The following is an 18,487-nucleotide window of genomic DNA, read 5'->3' as shown; positions in this document are numbered from 1 at the left end:
ATGGCGAGCACGCGGACCGAGAACACCCCGACCGTCCACCCGACTGTCTCGAGCGGCACCGTCGCCTCCACCGTCCCGGTCGGCGCGGTGTACGCGGAGGGCTCCCGGCTGGAGAGGGGAGCGAGCCTGGTCGAGGGCGCCGTCGTCCTGGACGAGACGGTGGCCCCCAACGCGCCCTGGTCGGCGGTGGTGAGGAAGGGGCACGTCCTGACGATCGTCGATGTCGGCGGCAACCAGTCGGCCGACTGCCTGCTCTACGACGCCGACGACCCCGAGGAGCGCTACAGCGTCCCCGACACCCTGGCCTGGCAGGGCAACGCCTATGTGCGCACCGGCACCGTGCTGCGCAGCAACGAGGGCCGCCCGCTGATGACCGTCGTCGCCAACGAGATCGACCGCCAGGACACCATCGGCGGCGCCTGCGGCAAGGAGTCCAACTCCCTGCGCTACGGCCACCATGTGATGTTCCAGCACGGCTGCCGCGAGAACTTCCTCGCCGAGGCCGGCCGGCGGGGCCTCGGCGTGCGGGACCTCGTCTCCAACCTCAACTGGTTCATGAACGTGCCCGTCGAGGCCGACGGCGCGCTGGGCATCGTGGACGGCATGTCGGCGCCGGGCCGGCGGGTCGCGGTGCGCGCCGAGCGGGACGTCCTGGTGCTGGTGTCCAACTGCCCGCAGATGAACAACCCCTGCAACGACTTCAACCCGACCCCGCTGCGGATGCTCGTCGTGGACCCGGTACCGGCCGCCGGCGGCCCACGGTCCGCGGCGGCCGCCCGCACCCCGGAGGGAGCCGCGTGACCCGCCCCACCGCCGTTCTCGTCGCCAACCGCGGTGAGATAGCCCGCCGTGTCATCCGTACCGCGAGGAAGATGGGGCTCGGTACGGTGGCCGTCTTCTCCGACGCCGACCGGGCCGCTCCGCACGTCCGCGAGGCCGACCACGCGGTACGCCTCGGTCCGGCGCCCGCCCGCGAGTCGTACCTGCGCGGTGACGCGATCATCGAGGCCGCGCTCGCCCAGGGCGCCGGGATCATCCACCCGGGCTACGGCTTCCTCTCCGAGAACACCGCCTTCGCCCGTGCCGTGGAGGAGGCGGGCCTGAGGTTCGCCGGGCCGACCGCCGACCAGATCACCGCGTTCGGCGAGAAGCACACCGCGCGCGCCCTGGCCAAGGCGGCAGGAGTACCGCTGCTGGCCGGGACGGAGCTGCTCGGGAGCGCCGAGGAGGCCGTCACCGCGGCCGGAGGGATCGGGCTGCCCGTGATGGTCAAGGCGACGGGCGGTGGCGGCGGCATCGGCATGCAGGCCTGCGCCACCACCGAGGAGGTGCGCGAGGCCTTCGCCCGCGTCGCGGCGCTCGCGGAGTCCCACTTCGGGTCGGCCGGCGTGTTCCTGGAGCGCCTGGTGCGTCCCGCCCGCCATGTCGAGGTGCAGGTCTTCGGCGACGGCACCGGCCGGATCGCCGTCTTCGGTGACCGCGACTGCTCGCTGCAGCGCCGCAATCAGAAGGTGATCGAGGAGGCCCCGGCCCCGGCCCTGCCCGGCCGTGTGCGCGCACTGCTGCACGACTCCTCGCGTCGGCTGCTCGCCTCGGTCGGCTACCGCGGCGCGGGGACCGTGGAGTTCGTCTACGACCCGGTGCGCGAGGAGGCCGCCTTCCTGGAGGTCAACACCCGCCTCCAGGTCGAGCACCCGGTGACGGAGGAGGCGTACGGTGTCGACCTCGTCGAACTCATGCTCCTGCTGGCCCGCGACGGCAGGGTGGACGACACGGTGTTCGAGCGGGAGTGGGAGCCCGCCGGACACGCCGTGGAGGCCCGCGTCTACGCCGAGGACCCCGGCAGGGACGCACTGCCCAGCTCGGGTCTGATCACGCGGGCGGTCTTCCCCGGCCAGGGCACGGACGGCATGCCCGGCGTCCGCGTCGACGGCTTCGCCGAGACCGGTCTGGAGATCTCGCCGTACTACGACCCCATGCTCGCCAAGGTGATCGCCAAGGCGCCGAGCCGGGATGCCGCGTTCGACGTGCTCGGCCGGGCGCTGGCCGGGAGCCGGGTGGACGGCATCGTCACCAACCTGGGCCTGCTGCGCGCACTGGCCGTACACAGTGAAGTGCGCGAGGCGGTGCACAGCACCAGCACCCTCGACACCGCCCGCGACCCCGAACCGCGCATCGACGTCCTGGTCCCGGGGGCGATGACCACGGTCCAGGACCTGCCCGGCCGGCTCGGCTACTGGCACGTGGGCGTGCCGCCGAGCGGCCCCTTCGACACCGTCTCCTTCACCGAGGCCAACCTGGCCGTCGGCAACCCGGCCGAGGCGCCCGGCCTGGAGGTCACCGCGGGCGGGCTGACCCTGCGCTTCTCGCACGCCACCGTGGTCGCCGTCACCGGCGCTCCGGTCCCGGTCACCGTGGACGGCACCGCTGTGGCCCTGTGGGAGCCGGTGCCGGTCCCGGCCGGCTCCATCCTGGTGCTCGGCGCCTGCCAGGGGCCCGGCCTGCGCAGCTATGTGGCCGTCCGGGGCGGCATCGACGTACCCGACTACCTGGGCAGCGCCTCGACCTTCACCCTCGGCGGCTTCGGCGGGCACGGCGGGCGGGCACTGGTCGCCGGGGACGTCCTGCGCCCCGGGGCCTTCCGGACCGCCGACGGCGGCCCGGTCCCGGCCGAGCGCCGGCCCGCGATCACCTCCCACTGGCGGATCGCCGTCACCGAAGGCCCGCACGCGGCGCCCGAGTTCTTCACCCGCGAGGACATCGACACCCTCTACGCCACCGACTACCAGGTGCACCACAACTCGGCCCGCACCGGCATCCGCCTGATCGGGCCCAAGCCCCGTTGGGCCCGCCAGGACGGCGGCGAGGCCGGTCTGCACCCCTCCAACATCCACGACACGCCGTACGCGGTGGGCGCCCTGGACTTCACCGGTGACACCCCGATCGTGCTGGGCCCCGACGGGCCGTCCCTCGGCGGGTTCGTCTGCCCCGCGGTGGTCGCCGGCGGCGACCTGTGGAAGCTCGGCCAGCTCCGCCCCGGCGACACCGTCCGCTTCGTACCGGTCAGGGAAGCCGAGACGGCCGGCCTCGACGCCCGCCGGTCCTCGCCCGCGCTGATCAGTACCGGCGGCGACGGCGACGACGGCGTGCTCGGCCGTCTGGAGCCCACCGACGACCGTCCCGGCGTCACCTACCGCCGCGACGGCGACGGCAATGTCCTGGTCGAGTACGGCCCCATGGTGCTCGACCTCGGCCTGCGGATGCGGGTGCACGCGCTGCAAAAGACCCTGGCCGCCCACGCGCCCGCCGGCATCCTCGACGTCACGCCGGGCATCCGGTCGCTCCAGATCCACACCGACAGGCAGAACCTGCGCCCTCGTCAGCTCGCTGCTCTGTTGCGGGAGTTGGAGGACGAGGTGCCGCCCACCCACGAGCTGGTGGTCCCCTCGCGGACGGTGCGGCTGCCGCTCAGCTGGGACGATCCGGCGACCCGGCTGGCCATCGAGCGGTACATGGCCGGGGTGCGCGACGACGCCCCGTGGTGCCCGTGGAACATCGAGTTCATCCGCCGGGTCAACGGCCTGGACACCGCCGACGACGTCTACCGCACCGTGTTCGACGCCTCCTACCTGGTGCTCGGCCTCGGCGACGTCTATCTCGGCGCCCCCGTCGCCACCCCGCTCGATCCCCGGCACCGTCTGGTGACCACCAAGTACAACCCGGCCCGCACCTGGACCGCGGAGAACTCCGTCGGTATCGGCGGCGCCTACCTGTGCGTCTACGGCATGGAGGGCCCCGGCGGCTACCAGTTCGTCGGCCGTACCGTGCAGATCTGGAACCGGTTCCGCAAGGGCGGCCTGTTCCAGGACTCGCCGTGGGCGCTGCGCTTCTTCGACCGCATCGAGTGGTACCCGGTCAGCGCGGAGGAGCTGCTGGAACTGCGCGCGGAGACGGACGCCGGTCGCGGTCGCTTCGAGACCGAGGAGGGCACCTTCTCGATCGCCGAGTACAACGCCTTCCTGGCGGCCGAAGCCGACTCGATCGCGGCGTTCCGGGAGCGGCAGAGCGCCGCGTTCGAGGCGGAGAAGCAGCGCTGGCGGGCCGCGGGCGAGTTCGACCGGGACGACGCGCCTGAGCCCGTGACCGCCGGCGCGGACGCCGCCGCCGACCCCATCACCGTTCCCGACGGCGCGGTGCCGGTCACCGCGCCGTTCACCGCCACCGTCTGGCAGACCGTCGCCGAGCCCGGCGCCGCCGTCGCCGAGGGCGACCCGATCCTCTCCCTGGAGGCGATGAAGATGGAGTCCAAGGTCAGCGCCCCGGCCGCCGGGACCCTGCTGGAGATCTACGTCAAGCCCGGTGAGCAGGTCACCTCCGGCCAGATCCTCGCGGCGGTGCGGGCATGACCGCCGGGACACCGGCCGCTCGCGTCGAGGCCGCCTACGACCGCATCGCGAGCGCCGGGCGGCCCGAGATCTGGATCCACCTCAGGCCGAGCGAGGAGGTGCTCGCCGAGGCGGCCGGGATCGACCCGGCGCTGCCGCTGGCCGGCCTGCTGGCCGCCGTCAAGGACAACATCGACGTGGCCGGCCTGCCCACGACCGCGGGCGCCCCGTCGTACGCCTACGTCCCGCGGGCCGACGCGCCCGCGGTGGCGCGGCTGCGCGCGGCCGGCGCGGTGGTCCTCGGGAAGACGAACATGGACCAGTTCGCCACCGGGCTGGTCGGCACCCGCAGCCCCTACGGCGCGGTGCGCAACGCCTGGGACCCGGCCCGCGTCTCCGGCGGGTCGTCCTCCGGTTCCGCCGTCGCGGTCGCGCTGGGCATCGCCGACCTCGCGCTCGGCACCGACACGGCCGGCTCCGGCCGGGTGCCCGCCGCCCTCAATGGCGTCGTCGGGGTCAAGCCCACCAAGGGCCTGGTGCCGGTGACCGGGGTGGTGCCCGCCTGCTACACCCTCGACTGCGTGACGGTCTTCGCCCGGGACCTGCGACTGGCCCGCCTGGCCGCCGAGTTGGCCGAGGGCACGGACCCCGCCGACCCGCTCTCCCGTACCGGCGCCCAGCTCCCGCCGCCCCCTGCCCGCCCCCGGGTCGCCGTGCCGGCTCCGGAGCATCTCCAGGGCATGGCCGACGGCTGGCGCGAGGCCTTCGACGCGGCGGTCGCCCGGCTGGCGAGCACCGGCGCGCAGATCGTCGAGGCCGACATCACCCCGATGCTCCAGGCCGCGGAACTGCTGTACGGCGGCGCGTTCGTCGCCGAGCGGTACGCCGCCGTGGGCGCGCATCTGGAGAAGCACCGCGATCTGATCGGCACCGACCTCGATCCCACCGTCGCCGGCATCGTGCTGGCGGGCCGGGACAAGACCGCCGCCGACTGGGCCGCCGACACCGCCCGGCTCGCCGCGCTCGGGGCGGCCGGACGCGCGGCCCTGGACGGCTGCACGGCCCTGTTGACCCCTACGACGACCTGGCATCCCACCCTTGAGCAGGTGGCGGCCGATCCGGTCGGCGCCAACGCCCGGTTGGGGCGCTTCACGAACTTCGCCAATCTGCTGGACTGCGCCTCGCTCGCCGTTCCGGCCGGGTTCGTGGACGGCCTGCCGTTCGGCGTGATGTTCACCGGACCGGCCTTCTCCGACCGTGCCCTGGCCGTCCTGGCCGAGCGGTTCGCCAACCCGGGACTCGACCTGTTCGTGGCCGGCGCCCACCTCACCGGGCAGCCGCTCAACGCCCAGGTGGTGCAGGCGGGCGGCACCCTGGTGGGCCCGGCGCGCACCACCGGCGACTACCGGCTGTACGCCCTGGCCACCGAGCCGCCCAAGCCGGGCCTGGTCCGGGTCGCCGAGGGCGAAGGAGACACCGGGGGCGGGCGGGTCGCCCGGAACGGGGCAGGCGGTGCGGAGCCGGGCATCGAGGGTGAGGTCTGGCGGCTTCCGGCGGCGGGCTTCGGGGCGTTCACCGCCACGGTTCCCCCGCCGATGGTCATCGGTACGGTCGAACTGGCCGACGGGCGGCGGGTCAGCGGCTTCCTCGTCGAGCCGTACGCCGTCGAGGGTGCGCCCGACATCACCGGGTACGGCGGCTGGCGGGCCTATACGGCCTCCACGTGACGGGGAGCGGCGGCATGCCGGGGTGGTGGCAGGATGGGGCCATGACGACGACGCGTCCCCGTCAAGGCAGGCCCCGGCACACGCCGCCGTCCGACCCCGGCACTTCCGCCCGGGAGCAGATCCTCGACGCGGCCGGGGCGCTCTTCGTCGAACGCGGGGTCGCCGGTACCAGCACCCGGATGATCGCCGAGCGGGTCGGCATCAGACAGGCGTCGCTGTACTACCACTTCTCCACCAAGGAGGACATCCTCGCCGAGCTGCTGGCCACGTCCGTACGGCCCAGTCTGCAGATGGTGGAGCGGATCCGGGCACTGGTGCCGGAGCGGGCCGACGCGGCCGCCGCGCTCTACGCGGTGGCCGCCGTGGACGTACGTACCCTCTCCCGCACCCCCTACAACGTCGGCACGCTCTACCTGCTGCCGGAGGTGCGGGCCGAGCGCTTCGACGCCTTCCGGGCCGAGCGGGGCCGGCTCCAGGCGAACTACGGCGCCCTCGGCGCCCTCGCGGCAAGCGAGGACGTCGCCCGGAGCGTGCCCGCCGAGCGGCTCGGCGAACTGCTGATCCAGCTGGTGGAGGTCGTCATCCAGGTACGGCGTTCCCGTGAGCCGGAAGCGGCCGACACGGATGCCGTCGCGTCGTCGTGCCTCCGGCTGTGCGGGCTGGCCGAACCGGCCGTGGCCGCCGCCAGGGACGAGGCCCGGACTCTGCTGAGCTCGTTCTTTGACCTTCGCGACCTTTGATCTGGTCCCGCTCGGTGATGCTGCCAGGGCGTCCGGTGTTTTTGCCGACGTCGTGGCGGGTGGCGGAACGACGGTCCTTCGAGCCGACTGGCCTTCCCGGTCCGGGCGGGGTTTCGCTGCACGGCGGGGCAGTGCAGGTGCGGGCGGAGGTGCCGAAACCCCCGGCGGACGGGGGCAGGGGTGAGCCGGGCGGGTTCGGTCGGCTTCTCCCGGTGGAGGTAGGCCATGCGCGGAGCGTCGTAGCCGGCGTCGAAGACCACCAGGATGTCCGGGACACCCGTCTCCCACTGGCAGCCGTCGATCAGATCGGTGATGACGCGGTGGACCTGGGCGGCGGTGACCTCTGCGACGTCGCGGTCCCGGCCGAGGCCGACCGCGTCAAGCAGCCGGCACCAAGAGGTGCGGCCGGCCTCCAGGGCGGCGACGAACGAGTACGGCCAGCCGGGGACGAGCTGGTCGCTGGAGCGTCCGCTGCGTCCGTGGGTCTGGCAGAACAGCCGCTCCGGGCTGCACGGAGCGTCGGGGCGCAGCCAGTTGGTGACGTCGTGCCAGAACCGAGATGTGACGTCATCGGGGTATTCGCCAAGGCGGCTTCGACGTACTCCCGGTGATAGGCCTTGGTCATGCAACGGGACACGTGACGGTGCACGGCGTCGGCGGACTCCGGCGACCGGTCAGGCGTCCGAGGTAATCGCTCGGATGACAGCCGAGAGTCCCGCGGACGGTCGGCCGGGAAGCCGCGCCACGAGAATCCGCCGGACCTCGGGGGGTACTCCGTCCACGACGCGCAGCAGGCTCACGCCAGGCGGCAGCACCGTCGACATGCGGGACGGGACAGTTGGCACGCCGAAGCCGCCGGCAACCAGGTGCAGCTTCGTCAGCCAGTCCCCCGTGGTGTGGACAATGCGCGGCCGCCCAGGCAGGCCCGGCCAAACCCCGAGCAGAGGTTCTGCACTCGATGACGGGGCCGCGATCCAGGGAGCATCGACGAGCTCGTCGACGTGCACCGCGCTCCGGCGGGCGAACAAGCCGGTGGTCGACGCCCCTATGAGCAGTTCGGTGTCCTCGACGGCCTCGGCGTGCAGCCGGGGGGACTCGCCGTCCGACGGCCGGAGCAGCGGACGGGACGTCAGCACGGCGATATCGATCGAGCCCGCCCGCAGCGCCCGGAGCAAGCCGGGCGTGGTGCCCTCACGCGTCGTGACCGTGATGTGCGGGGTGGCCATTGCGAGCCGCGTGAGCACGCCGGGCAGGATCACTGCCCCGGCGCTGGGGAACATCCCCAACCGCACCAATTCCGTCTGTGCGGCACAGCCGGTGAGCTCGCGCTCGGCCGCCGCGACGGAGTCCAGGATCATGCGAGCGTGCCGCAGCAGGTTCAGGCCGGCGGGAGTGAGCTGCACCCCGTCGAAGCGGCGCTCGAACAGCACAGCGCCCGCGCTCCGTTCGAGGGCCGCCGCTTGGCGTGAGACCGCCGACTGGGTGTAGCCGAGCTGGGAGACCGCTCCGGTAAGGCTCCCAGACTCGGCGACCTGCCGCAGCACCCGTAGAGCCGTACTGGAGAAGTCCATGCACAATACGCATACCGCAGAAAGGCAGGCGCCCACAGCCATGGATCCGGCTGCGGGCGCCCGTTGCCTACTTGTGCAGCGGGTGTCTTCTCCGGTTCTTACTTCCAGATGTACAGATCGACGACGAGTCCGTCGTTCTCACAGTAGAACTTGGTCGTCTCCCCTGCGTTCTTCAGAACTGTGCCCGCAGCCTTGCAGTTGGCCCTGGTCCAGTACCAGTCGTAGTACACATATCCAGCGGCGGCACTTGTCGGTGCCTTGGCGTTGACGGGGGTCGCTGCGATGACGGTGGGCTTCTCGGCTGCCTGCGCTGCCGAAGCTGTCCCCAGCCCGGTGCCGACCAGGGCCGCTGCCACGGCCACGGTAGAGAACACTTTGCGTAACGACATGACGCTGGTCTCCCTTTCTTGACGGAACGCTTCCGGAGCTCTGTTGAGCGGCAAGGTCGCGGCCTCGGCCTGACCGTGCCGTCTTTGCTGCGGGGGCGGACGAGTCCGCCCCCGGCCCCGCACCCCCTAGTCCCCCAACGAATGTCCGGGCCAAGGCCGGTTGCTGAGCTGTTGGGATTCGTACGGGCGTTGTGTTCTCACCCTGCCGGGGCGGTGTTCGGGAAACCTTCGGGAAGTCTGCAATCGGGCTGTACCCGGTGGTCAGCGGCAGATAAGCAGAGTGACGTGACCATGGCGGGGGGTGGGTATGGCGGTGCGGTTCGGAGTCTTGGGCGCCATCGAGGCGTGGCGGGATGGGGTGCCGGTGGATGTGGGCCATGCGCGGCAGCGGTGGGTGTTGGGGGCGTTGCTCGCCGATGCAGATTCCCTGTCGGCGGTAATGGCTGACGCGGACTCGGGCCTGATGGCGGCGTCGCCAGGCGGACCAGCGGAGCCGGTGGGCTGCATCATGCACGGGCCGGACGACCAACGTCGTGAACAGTCGCTGAATCTCGTTGCAGGTGAGCGGGACCAGCCCGTCCGGGGCGGGATGTCGGGCGTGTTCGTCGGCGCGGACGACGGCGAGGAAGGCGTGAGCGAGCATGGCCAGGGTTACCCAGCGGGACCACGAGGTGAAGCGGCGGAATTGGTGCTCGTCCAGTCCGGCCAGGCCCTTGCCGGCCTGGAAGGTCTCTTCCACCCGCCATCTTGAGCCGGCGATGCGGACCAGCGTGGTAATAGGCCAGTTCACCGGTGGTGCGGTTGCGGCGGATCAGCAGCCGGTGACTGCCCAGTTCTTGCGGGGCAGGTCCGAGAGCAGACCGAGTACCAACCGTCGTATTCTGCGGCGGGGTTCGACCCGGGCGAATCGGCCCGCGATCCGGTCCATCAGGGCCTCGAACGACTCCTGCCAGCGGCGGGGTCTACGCTGTCGCCTGCCGCCACCGCCTGATCGTTTGTCCTCACGCACCGATGATCAGCGCTGGCCGCACCCATGTCCGCACCGGCACCCACCGCCGTGATCACAGTCCAGCCAGGAAAGGTCATCCTGGTCCCTGACGCGTCGGCGTCGACACGATCAAGGTTGCACGGTCCGCGAACCGTCCGCTAGCGTGTCCGGCATCTGTAATCGACGCAGAGGGAGTGGCGAGAAGCTAAGCGACCTGCGAAGAACCGTGATCGACAAGTCCGTTGAGGACTGATCGACGGTTGAGAGGGCCGAAGAAGGCCGGAGTCGGACACAGGATCCGACCACCCCATCTCCGCTGCTGAAGCAAGCAGCGTTCTTCACCGAGTTCGTTACGCGCACTCCCACTTCGGGCGATGCTCCGCACTGCGGCATCGCTCCTCGATTACAAGGACTTTCCATGGTTTCCCGCTCAGCCGAGCCTGCCGTCGGCGCCCCCGCAGAACCGGCCGCGCCGGACAGGACCCACGCCGTCGTCCTCACCTTGATGGTGACGGTCTTCCTCTCCCTGCTGGACACCCAGATCGTCGCCACCGCGCTGCCCCGCATGGTCAGTGACCTGGGCGGACTCGACCAGTTCGCCTGGGTCACCACCGGCTACCTCATCGGCGGCAGCGCCGCTGCCCCCGTCTACGGCAAGCTCGGCGACCTGTTCGGACGCAAGCGCGTCTTCATCGCCTCCATCGTCGTCTTCCTGCTCGGATCCGCCCTGTGCGGCCTCGCGCAGACGATGGGTCAGCTCATCGCCTTCCGCGTCGTCCAGGGCATCGGCAGCGGCGGCTTGTTCATCTCCGTCCTCGCGACCATCGGCGAGATGTTCTCCCCGCGCGAAGGCGCCCGGTACTACGGCTGGCTCTCCATCACCTTCGGCGCCGCCTCCCTGGCCGGCCCCACACTCGGCGGCATCCTGACCGAACTCACCAGCTGGAGCTGGGTGTTCTTCCTCAACCTGCCCATCGGTGCGGTGGTCCTGCTGGTCCTCTCCTCGCTGCTGCACCTGCCCGCCCGCTGCCAGAAGGCCCACATCGACTACGCGGGAGTTGTCCTTCTCGTCCTGGCGATCGCCGTGCCTCGACCTCCTCACCGGCTGGGCCGGCGTCACATACGCCTGGAGCTCCCCGGTCATCGTCGGCCTCGCGGCCGGATCCGTCATCGCCATCGTGCTCTTCGTCCTGTCGCAGCGCCGCGCGGTCGACCCGGTGATCCCGCTGCGACTGTTCACCAACCAGACCTTCACCACCGTCGTCATCCTCGGTTTCATCTCGGGATTCGTCGGCCTCGGCCTCATCAACTACCTGGTGCTGTGGTTGCAGACCGTACTCACCCTCGATGTCACGGAATCCGGCTTCGCCCTCACCGCGATGATGCTCGCCGTCGTACTGACCTCCTACCTCAGCGCCAAGGTCATCGGTCACACCGGCTCCTACCGCTGGTTCCCGGCGCTCAGCATGGTCGTCTTCGCCATCGCCGCGGTGCTTTTCTCCACCGCCGGGCCCTCGACCGGCATCCTGCTCGCCGTCGTCTACATGCTGCTGTTCGGCATCGCCGGTGGCCTCAACTCTCAGGCCCTCAGCCTCGCCGCCCGCAACACCGCGAGCATGCAGGACATCGGTGCCATCCAGGGCACCGCGACCCTCCTGCGCCAGCTCGGCACCGCGCTCGGAGTCTCCTTCTTCGCCGCCCTCATGAGCAGCCGGCTTGGCACCGGACTCCACGACCGCCTCGGCAAGTTGGGTGTCCACATCGACAAGGACGGCTCCCTCTCACCCGAGGTCCTCAGCAAGCTGTCCGCCCCGCTGCGGCTCGAACTCGCCAGCGTCTACGCGAACTCACTCCGCGTGATCTTCTACACCGTCATCCCCATCGTCCTCATCGGACTCGTGGCCTCGCTCTTCCTCAAGGACATCAAGCTCGCCGGCGGACAAAAGCCGACCGAGCCGGAAACATCCGCCGCCGAGCCGGCCGACTCCGTCGCCCGCAGCGACTCCTGACTCACCACTCGACAAGTGGCCTTCGCGCACGGCGTCCGCCGTGCAGCACATCCTCCAAGGAGACACACGCATGATTCTGGTTACTGGCGCCACCGGCAATGTCGGCAGCGAACTCGTCGCACAGCTCGCCGCCGACGGCGTGCCCGTGCGGGCCATGACCCGCTCGCCGGAGAAGGTCAGCTTCCCCGAGGGCGTCGAGGTCGTCGCCGGCGACTTCGACAAGCCCGAGACGCTCCCCGCCGCCCTGGCCGGCGTCGACCGCGTCTTCGTCTGCCCGCCCGGCTACGGGCCCGAGGGCCCCGTCCAGGAGCGCACCCTCGTCGCCGCCGCCCGCGAGGCCGGCGTCAAGCACCTGGTCAAGCTCTCCACCAGCGGCGTCGGCTACGGCGCCACCGACCCGCTGACCTCCGGCCACCGCGCCGGCGAGCAGGTCATCCAGGAGTCCGGCCTGGAGTGGACCATCCTGCGCCCCGGCACCTTCATGGTCTACCTCTACGGCTACGCCGACACCATCGGCAAGCAGCGGACCATGTACGTCACCGAGGGCGACCCGGTCTCCGCCATGATCCACCCGCGGGACATCGCCTCCGTGGCCGCCAAGGTCCTCACAGCCTCCGGCCACGAGAGCCGGGCCTACACCCTGACCGGCGGCGAAGCCCTCAGCCCGCAGCGGCAGGGCGAGATCGTCGGCGAGGCCCTCGGCCAGGAGATCAAGGTCGTCGAGCGCACCACCGCCGAAACCCAGGCAGAATTCGACCGCCTCGGCTGGGGCGGCCCGCGCCTTGAGGCCCTGCTGGAGCTCAAGCGCCAATCCGCAGCCTGGGACTGGAAGATCTCCGACTCCGTCGAGAAGATCACCGGCACAGCACCGCTGACCCTGCGCACCTGGGTAGACGAGAACATCCACATCTTCAGCTGAGCCGACCCGCACGCTACACAGCGCAGGCGCCCGAGATCTTCCCGGCGCGCCGGCCCCGCACCGCACTCGCAGCCCGACGCAGGTCCAGCGTGATCACGATCTACGGCTGGAGTGCTAGCGGGCGATCCCGCCGCCTCCCATATAGAGGTCCAGCTTCCCGGTGCGCTCGAAACTGTCGCCGTACAGCCGGGTGACGCCGCCGGTCGACAGCCCCTCGTCCGTGCCGGGCAGCAGCCATGCGGAGCTGCGAATCTTGTCGTCGCCCGGCGCGGCCACCGTCAGGTCGGCCCGGTGGTCGCCGTCCACCCCTCACCCACGATCCCGATCACCAGGCCGACCCGGCCTTTCTTCGGGAGCGGCAGGACCATGGGCGGCACGTCCCAGGCACAGGACGGCTGGGACGGCCAGGACTGCTTCAGCGACGCTTGCCCCTTCTCATCAGATCTGGCAGAGATAGGGGCGTTGGCCTGCGCGGTGACAGGTTGAGGTGGGATTCGTGGCGGGACCGCAGGGTGTCCTGACACCACCCTGGACGAGGCGATGTTCTTCCTTCGCTATTCGGTGATCTTGGGGTTGCTGTTCAGGATGTCCTCGGTGGTCTGCCAGAGCCGGGGCAGGAACCGGGTGACTTCTTCGGCACGGAGGAGGAGGTCGCGGCTGGAGCTGATGCCGAGGTCGGCGACGGCTGCCTGGAACGCCGGAGTCAGGGAGTCGTGCAGTTTGGGAGCGTCACTGGCCAGGATGGTGTGGCAGCGCGCGAAGGTCGCGATGATCCAGAAGACCGCCTCGCGGTAGTCGCCGGCATCGATGAGGGTCTGGCTTCCATCGATGGCGATCGGCCGTGCGGTGGGGGTGATGTCGCTGCTGAAAAAGAACGGGGTCTTCGCCACCTGGGCGGTGGCGTCGAACGTCGCGGTGAGTTCGCGCAGATGGTGCTGGACGCGATGCGCGGACAGGTGTGAACAGCCGAGGAGGTCCAGGAGGGCCGGATAGAGCTCAAGGTGGCCGAAGGTGGCGAGGACTTCGCGCGCGGCCGGGTAGCGCAGACGGACGGTGGGGTTGCGCAGGGCGGCGGCGAGAAGCATGTGGCAGGTCACGCCCGTGGGGAACAACCAGGCGGTCACCTGCTCGTGGAACGGCGCTGAGGTGTCGATCGCCGCCAGGCGAGCTTCGACCCGGTGGCGGGCATCCTGGCATCGGCGGCGAACCCATGGCAGGGCAGCGAACCGGGGCGAGATATGTGCGTGCAGCCTGTGCAGATGGCCGGTGGGGTCATCGATGATCGTGTCGGTGCGGAAGCTGCCGGCCAGATCGTAGGACGCGAGGACCTCGTCGGCGGAGGCGAGCTCGGCCCAGGGCAGGTAGCTGACCTCCAGCAGGGCGCTCTGGTAGCGAAGTTTCCCTGGCTTGGCAGGCGGGCTGTCGGCGGCGGTGACAACGAAGATGTCGACGTCGGAGGAGGGTGGTAGCTCGGCATCGTCCGGCAGTCCGACGGTCGAGCCGCTGAAGTACGCGCCCCTATAGCCGGCATCGGATTGGGCATGCTGTGCGACCCACTGGACCGCGGCGGAACGTGCCAGCCCGACCTTCACGGACAAATGCCCCCTGATGGCGAGTGCAAGACCTTCATTGTTCCAGCTGTGCTGTGGCTGGTGGGATGCGACGCGGGGTCGCCGTGCCGCTTCGGTGGGCAGTTGGGGGGGGCGCGGGTGCGGCGAGGCGAATGGTGTGAGGTGCTGTGAATGACGAGGCCGCGGATATGGCGGCGGGCCATGCAGAGGCGACAGGCCGGGCGGCGCCGCGGCTCGATGACCTCCTCGGTGGCGGACAGCGGCAGCCACCGGGCTGGGTCGCCGAATGCGCCGAGCGGAGGCATCGCGTGGATCAGGGAGGACGGGCTCCGGATGGTCAGCGCGGCGAGTCGCGAGAGCCTTGCGGGGGGGGCCAGTAACCCACTCGCGTGTCGTCACGGCGGTGCCGTCATGACGGGACGATCAGGGACGAGAGGTGCTCCGATGGTGAGGTGGTTGGCATCGGCGAACCGGTTCAGGTAGGAGCCGATCGTCTCGTCGTGAACGGGCGGTGGCGTGAGCGGCAGGGCCCACAGCCTGGTGGTCACGCGGTGCGTTTGCCGTTGCGCGGCCGGCGGCGGGCGCGCGGGAGGTTCTGCTGTGCGGCGCTCTCGTCCAGGCCGACCCGTTCCAGCGAGGCTTTGGTGACTCTTGCTGGTCCCACATCACCGAAGCAACATCCGGAGCACACGCCGCACGAGCCGCCGGGCAGCACCTTGCGGGTGCGAGCATTGTGCCCGCACCCGCTCTGGCTTCAGGATCCTTGGGGCAGCGTCTTCGTCCAGTCGTCGATGGTCAGAACGTCTGCCTCACGGGGAAAGACACGGTCCACAAGGAACTGGTGGACCTCGGGATCAAGGTCGTCGCAGGCGTCGGAGAGGACGATCTGACGGTACTGGCGTTCGGTCGCCTCCCGAAGCGTGCCGAAGACCACGCCGCTGGTACCGAGCCCAGCCAGAACGAGTGTGTCGATACCGCGGGCCCGCAGCAGGGTGTCCAGGTCAGTGCCGGAGAACGCACCGAAGAAGTGCTTCGCGACCACCGGCTCGTCCGGCAGCGGGGCGACCGCCGGGTGGATAGCGGTCATTGGATTGGACTCGGTCAGCACATCCGTGCCGAGCAGCGGGGCAAACGGCTTGTTGTCCGGGCTGATCTCCGGATGCCCGTCCCGGAACCGCACAACCACGTGAATCACCGAGATGCGCGCCGCCCGGGCAGCCGCGACCACGGTGCCGATCCTGGAGAGATACCCCTCCGTCCGCTCCTCGAGCCGCAGGACCACGCTGCGCTGAACGTCCATGACCAGCAGCGCCTGTGACACCATCGCTCCACCTCTGCAATCAGTGAGAAGCCATATTCGTACCGATCATCGAGCTCGAGGCTCGAACACGGTTCTGGATCCGATGATCTCAGGTCGGTCGGTGCATGAGGGCAGGGCCTCTTTTCCACGGGCGTGGACTAGCGGCGGTACGTTGCTGCGGCCCCGGCCCCGGCCCCGGCCACGACACAGCCGCAGCCGCAGCCGCAGCCCCGCACGCAGCAGCTGGCGTTCGGCGTCAACGACGTGGAGGTAGTGCCAGCTGAGTTGCTTGCAAAGTCCGTTGCGCATCACGCTTCCGGTGCTGAAATCGGAGACGGCGGCGCAAGGCGACCCTGACTCGAAGGGGCACCGGGCGTTCGAGTCCGGTTAGCGAGGTCCTCCAGCAACTACACGGTGAGGCCTGTCCGTCGGACACCGGCGCGTCAGGGGCCGGTCTTCTCCGCGATCCACCGGTCCAGCGCAGCCTGCTCCTCGAGGGAGGCGTACTTCTGCGCGTACCCGCGGACGATGTCGTAGAGGCGGCCCTTCAGCTCGCCGTACTCGTCGAAGCGGTCGAGGACGGCCCGGGCGAACTGGCCAACGGTGGCGTCATCGTGTTCGTCGGCCTTGGCGGCAGCGTTGTGGAAGGCGGCCACTACGAGCAGGTGCGCGGTGGCTTCGTCGTCGGGACTCGCGTACACGGCCAGCTCCCTCCCCGGTATATGAGGAGAATATCCCGGAGCAGGCGCGGTGATCCCAGCGAACGCAGAGACACGACGATCCGTCTCACAACAAACGGCTGAGCAGTTCGTCCCGCCCCACGCCGGCTGGCCGGCCGACATGGTCACCGCCTGCCGTGCGTTCCACTGGATGGATCAGCCGGCTGTGCTGTCGCTTCCGGTGGGCTGCACGGCCAAGGGCGCCGCTGTCGTTGTCATGGGGGACGGCAGCCTCTGGACGGCTCGCTCGGCACAGACGGACGCCCTGCGGTCCCTGACTCAGGAGTACACCGGCAGCGAACGCCGGGCGGGCAAGCACAAGACGTACCCAGCGCACGACCGCCCCTACCGGAAGATCCTCGCCGAGTCCCCGCTCGCCGCCGTCGACGAACACGCCATCCCGGTCGAGCGGCCTTGGACCCCCAGACGGTCATCGTCTACCTGTACTCGCGTCCTTCGCGTCCCGTCCCCCTGTTCGGAGAGCGGACCCTCGCCCTGCTGACCGAACACGCCGCCGCGGGCAGCCTGATCGAGCACGCGCGCTTCGACGTCCTGATCGCCCGCCGCCCCTGACTCCCTTGTTCGGATTCAGGGTTTCCAGGTGCGCAGGAAGGAGGCGATCCGCTCGGCGGTACAGCGCGGGTTGTTCAGCTCGTGGGCGAGCGCGGTGAGCTGTTCGCGGGTGGGGCTGACAGGGATGTTGCTGGCCTCGAGATACATGACGGCGACGGCACAGGCGACGGTGAGGTTGGAGCGCTCCAGCCAGCGGCAGCGGCCCAGGTTGTGCAGCAGGGCGGCGGCGCGGGCGTAGGCGCCGTCGTAGACGGGGGTGTCGAGGAGTTCACCGCGGTGGCGGGCGACGGCAGCGATGGGTACGCCGTAGTCGTCGGCGGCCGGATCGCGGTGCCCGGCCCGTTCCGCCACTTCGAGGATCCAGGATTCGTCGACGTGCAGGATCACGCGGCGGCGCCCGGCTGCGGATCGGCGTACGGGGCGTCGAGCTGCTGCTCCAGGTCGTCGAGGAAAACGCCGTGCTCATCGATGAGCCGCTGGGCAGCAGCCATACCGGCGGCGCGGGCACCGGTGGTGTCCTCGATGATGAGCCGCTCCACGTACTTGTTGAAGTCCAGCCTGCGGGCACGCGCGGCGGCCTTGCCGGCCTCCAGCACGTCCTCTTCCAGCCGGACCTGCGTCTGCTTCTTCATGGAAGTCACACCCCATGGTAGCAGGGTGGTAGCAGGTGGGGGTTGGTGCGCAGCCTGCGCCGCACGCACGTGCGGGGACGTGCCGCTCCGGCGTTCAGCCAGTCTCCACGGCCGCAAGCAGGTCAGCAGCCGCGCGACCGCGCTCCCGGCCGCAGTGGCGTGGCGATGGGTGATCAGACAGGTGGCGAGGCCGAGCCCTGCTCAGCGCCGCGGCGGGCGGTGACGGGCTTGATGCCTTGGGCCCAGACCCGACGCCGGTACCTGTCGTGGTCGCGGCCGCGGTCGGCGATCAGGGCGGGCGTCGGGGCGTCTTCGGGGCGGGCCGACCAGTCCGGGCACTACGGGAGCCGTGACCGGCAGCGTCTACGGAAAGAACCGGCCCGCGCTCGGGTGGTCCTGGACGCCGTCCACGCAGATGTTGGTGCCGTTGACCCCGCCGGCGCGGGCCGACAGCAGGAAGCACGCCACGTCCGCTACTTCGCGCAACTCGACCAGCTGCCCACGGGGGAAGTCATCGCGGGCGAAAGCCTCGTACTGCTCCGGTCTGTTGTCCCGGAACCAGGCCCGACCCCCACCCTCGGACATCACCGAACCCGAACTCACCGCGTTCACCTGGATGTTGTGCGGGCCCAGTTCCCGGCCGAGTGTGGCGGCGAGATGGATCTCCGCCGCCTTCACGGAGGCGTACGACGACCTGGGGCCCGGCTTCCACCCCGTGATCGACGCCACGATGAGCGCGCTGCCACCCCCGCGCCGCTCGAAGTGCGGCATCGCGGTGGGGATGGCGTTGGCGGCGTGCAGCACACCAGTACTTTGACAGCGCCCGCAAGCTGGACATCTACCACTCGGTCCCGCTCACGGCCGACAGGACCCAACCGCCCACGTGCGGCACGTCCGCAGCATCAGGCCTGGCCGCCTCCAGCGCCGCACCGATGGCGTACGGGCCCTCGCGCGGCGCGTGGCG

At 70.5% G+C, this 18,487-nt stretch carries 17 protein-coding genes and 3 pseudogenes; 8 read left to right on the top strand and 12 right to left on the bottom strand.

Going from position 1 to position 18,487, the window contains the following annotated elements; genetic code table 11:
- From ACWGJM_RS20875 to ACWGJM_RS20860, 4 genes are read left to right on the top strand one after another with little or no spacing between them, the layout of a single operon-like run.
- Nucleotides 1–801 (top strand): urea amidolyase associated protein UAAP2, encoded by an 801-nt coding sequence (locus ACWGJM_RS20875; RefSeq protein ID WP_453413168.1) that lies wholly within the window; start codon nt 1–3, stop codon nt 799–801.
- On the top strand, nt 798–4,406 hold the full coding sequence (uca, locus tag ACWGJM_RS20870) for an urea carboxylase (RefSeq protein WP_453413167.1): 3,609 nt from the start codon (nt 798–800) through the stop codon (nt 4,404–4,406). Before ACWGJM_RS20875 ends, uca begins: the two co-directional genes overlap by 4 nt.
- A complete protein-coding gene (locus ACWGJM_RS20865; RefSeq protein WP_453413166.1) occupies nt 4,403–6,112 on the top strand; it encodes an allophanate hydrolase in 1,710 nt (569 codons plus the stop codon). Before uca ends, ACWGJM_RS20865 begins: the two co-directional genes overlap by 4 nt.
- Nucleotides 6,113–6,153: 41 nt before the next feature.
- Nucleotides 6,154–6,852, top strand: coding sequence for a TetR/AcrR family transcriptional regulator (locus ACWGJM_RS20860; RefSeq protein WP_453413165.1), 699 nt, complete (start codon nt 6,154–6,156; stop codon nt 6,850–6,852).
- Between the two features lie 95 nt (nt 6,853–6,947).
- On the opposite strand, the pseudogene ACWGJM_RS20855 reads toward ACWGJM_RS20860, so the two are convergent.
- From ACWGJM_RS20855 to ACWGJM_RS20840, 4 genes and pseudogenes are all read right to left on the bottom strand, one after another.
- Nucleotides 6,948–7,481, bottom strand: a pseudogene (locus ACWGJM_RS20855) (transposase); the annotation flags it as partial.
- A 45-nt stretch (nt 7,482–7,526) separates the two neighbouring features.
- Nucleotides 7,527–8,423, bottom strand: coding sequence for a LysR family transcriptional regulator (locus ACWGJM_RS20850; RefSeq protein WP_453413164.1), 897 nt, complete (start codon nt 8,421–8,423; stop codon nt 7,527–7,529).
- A gap of 98 nt (nt 8,424–8,521) precedes the next feature.
- On the bottom strand, nt 8,522–8,812 hold the full coding sequence (locus ACWGJM_RS20845) for a hypothetical protein (RefSeq protein WP_453413163.1): 291 nt from the start codon (nt 8,810–8,812) through the stop codon (nt 8,522–8,524).
- A 427-nt stretch (nt 8,813–9,239) separates the two neighbouring features.
- Nucleotides 9,240–9,642 (bottom strand): annotated as a pseudogene (locus ACWGJM_RS20840) (IS701 family transposase); the annotation flags it as partial.
- Nucleotides 9,643–10,218: 576 nt separating this feature from the next.
- On the opposite strand from ACWGJM_RS20840, the pseudogene ACWGJM_RS20835 reads away from it, so the two are divergent.
- The 3 genes and pseudogenes from ACWGJM_RS20835 to ACWGJM_RS20825 all read left to right on the top strand — a co-directional run.
- A pseudogene (locus ACWGJM_RS20835) lies at nt 10,219–10,791 on the top strand (MFS transporter); the annotation flags it as partial.
- Nucleotides 10,792–10,858: 67 nt separating this feature from the next.
- The gene (locus ACWGJM_RS20830; RefSeq protein ID WP_453413162.1) at nt 10,859–11,809 is read left to right on the top strand and encodes an MFS transporter; all 951 of its coding nucleotides are present in this window, start codon (nt 10,859–10,861) and stop codon (nt 11,807–11,809) included.
- Between the two features lie 70 nt (nt 11,810–11,879).
- Nucleotides 11,880–12,728 carry an SDR family oxidoreductase gene (locus tag ACWGJM_RS20825; RefSeq protein ID WP_453413161.1) on the top strand — a complete coding sequence of 283 codons (849 nt, stop codon included), beginning with the start codon at nt 11,880–11,882 and terminating at the stop codon, nt 12,726–12,728.
- A gap of 114 nt (nt 12,729–12,842) precedes the next feature.
- Here ACWGJM_RS20825 and ACWGJM_RS20820 read toward each other — a convergent pair whose 3' ends face one another.
- From ACWGJM_RS20820 to ACWGJM_RS20800, 5 genes are all read right to left on the bottom strand, one after another.
- Nucleotides 12,843–13,034, bottom strand: coding sequence for a hypothetical protein (locus tag ACWGJM_RS20820; RefSeq protein ID WP_453413160.1), 192 nt, complete (start codon nt 13,032–13,034; stop codon nt 12,843–12,845).
- Nucleotides 13,035–13,282: 248 nt separating this feature from the next.
- Nucleotides 13,283–14,320 (bottom strand): hypothetical protein, encoded by a 1,038-nt coding sequence (locus ACWGJM_RS20815; protein WP_453413159.1) that lies wholly within the window; start codon nt 14,318–14,320, stop codon nt 13,283–13,285.
- 374 nt (nt 14,321–14,694) lie between these two features.
- Nucleotides 14,695–14,847, bottom strand: a complete 153-nt coding sequence (locus ACWGJM_RS20810; RefSeq protein ID WP_453413158.1) for a hypothetical protein — start codon at nt 14,845–14,847, stop codon at nt 14,695–14,697.
- Nucleotides 14,848–15,053: 206 nt separating this feature from the next.
- On the bottom strand, nt 15,054–15,623 hold the full coding sequence (locus ACWGJM_RS20805) for a cysteine hydrolase family protein (RefSeq protein ID WP_453413157.1): 570 nt from the start codon (nt 15,621–15,623) through the stop codon (nt 15,054–15,056).
- A gap of 419 nt (nt 15,624–16,042) precedes the next feature.
- Entirely contained in the window at nt 16,043–16,300 is a 258-nt protein-coding gene (locus ACWGJM_RS20800) for a hypothetical protein (protein WP_453413156.1), read from the bottom strand.
- Nucleotides 16,301–16,732: 432 nt separating this feature from the next.
- On the opposite strand from ACWGJM_RS20800, the gene ACWGJM_RS20795 reads away from it, so the two are divergent.
- Nucleotides 16,733–16,891, top strand: coding sequence for a hypothetical protein (locus tag ACWGJM_RS20795; protein WP_453413155.1), 159 nt, complete (start codon nt 16,733–16,735; stop codon nt 16,889–16,891).
- A gap of 15 nt (nt 16,892–16,906) precedes the next feature.
- Here the strand turns inward: ACWGJM_RS20795 and ACWGJM_RS20790 are convergent, their stop codons facing one another.
- From ACWGJM_RS20790 to ACWGJM_RS20780, 3 genes are all read right to left on the bottom strand, one after another.
- Nucleotides 16,907–17,278: a fic family toxin-antitoxin system, toxin component gene (locus ACWGJM_RS20790; RefSeq protein WP_453413154.1), complete on the bottom strand. Its 372-nt coding sequence runs from the start codon at nt 17,276–17,278 to the stop codon at nt 16,907–16,909.
- Nucleotides 17,275–17,523 carry a hypothetical protein gene (locus ACWGJM_RS20785; RefSeq protein WP_453413153.1) on the bottom strand — a complete coding sequence of 83 codons (249 nt, stop codon included), beginning with the start codon at nt 17,521–17,523 and terminating at the stop codon, nt 17,275–17,277. Before ACWGJM_RS20785 ends, ACWGJM_RS20790 begins: the two co-directional genes overlap by 4 nt.
- A 363-nt stretch (nt 17,524–17,886) precedes the next feature.
- A complete protein-coding gene (locus ACWGJM_RS20780) occupies nt 17,887–18,327 on the bottom strand; it encodes an SDR family NAD(P)-dependent oxidoreductase (protein WP_453413152.1) in 441 nt (146 codons plus the stop codon).
- Between the last annotated feature and the right edge of the window lie 160 nt (nt 18,328–18,487).

Source organism: Streptomyces sp. NPDC054834 (genome assembly GCF_053611185.1).
This window is presented reverse-complemented; position numbering and strand designations above follow the sequence as displayed.

Excerpts from the sequence above, each read along its gene's own strand:
- ACWGJM_RS20875 (WP_453413168.1), top strand. The coding sequence starts at position 1 with ATGGCGAGCACGCGGACCGAGAACACCCCGACCGTCCACCCGACTGTC.
- ACWGJM_RS20825 (WP_453413161.1), top strand. The coding sequence starts at position 11,880 with ATGATTCTGGTTACTGGCGCCACCGGCAATGTCGGCAGCGAACTCGTC.
- ACWGJM_RS20805 (WP_453413157.1), bottom strand. The coding sequence starts at position 15,623 with ATGGTGTCACAGGCGCTGCTGGTCATGGACGTTCAGCGCAGCGTGGTC.
- ACWGJM_RS20785 (WP_453413153.1), bottom strand. The coding sequence starts at position 17,523 with ATGAAGAAGCAGACGCAGGTCCGGCTGGAAGAGGACGTGCTGGAGGCC.
- ACWGJM_RS20845 (WP_453413163.1), bottom strand. The coding sequence starts at position 8,812 with ATGTCGTTACGCAAAGTGTTCTCTACCGTGGCCGTGGCAGCGGCCCTG.
- ACWGJM_RS20860 (WP_453413165.1), top strand. The coding sequence starts at position 6,154 with ATGACGACGACGCGTCCCCGTCAAGGCAGGCCCCGGCACACGCCGCCG.
- ACWGJM_RS20850 (WP_453413164.1), bottom strand. The coding sequence starts at position 8,423 with ATGGACTTCTCCAGTACGGCTCTACGGGTGCTGCGGCAGGTCGCCGAG.
- ACWGJM_RS20865 (WP_453413166.1), top strand. The coding sequence starts at position 4,403 with ATGACCGCCGGGACACCGGCCGCTCGCGTCGAGGCCGCCTACGACCGC.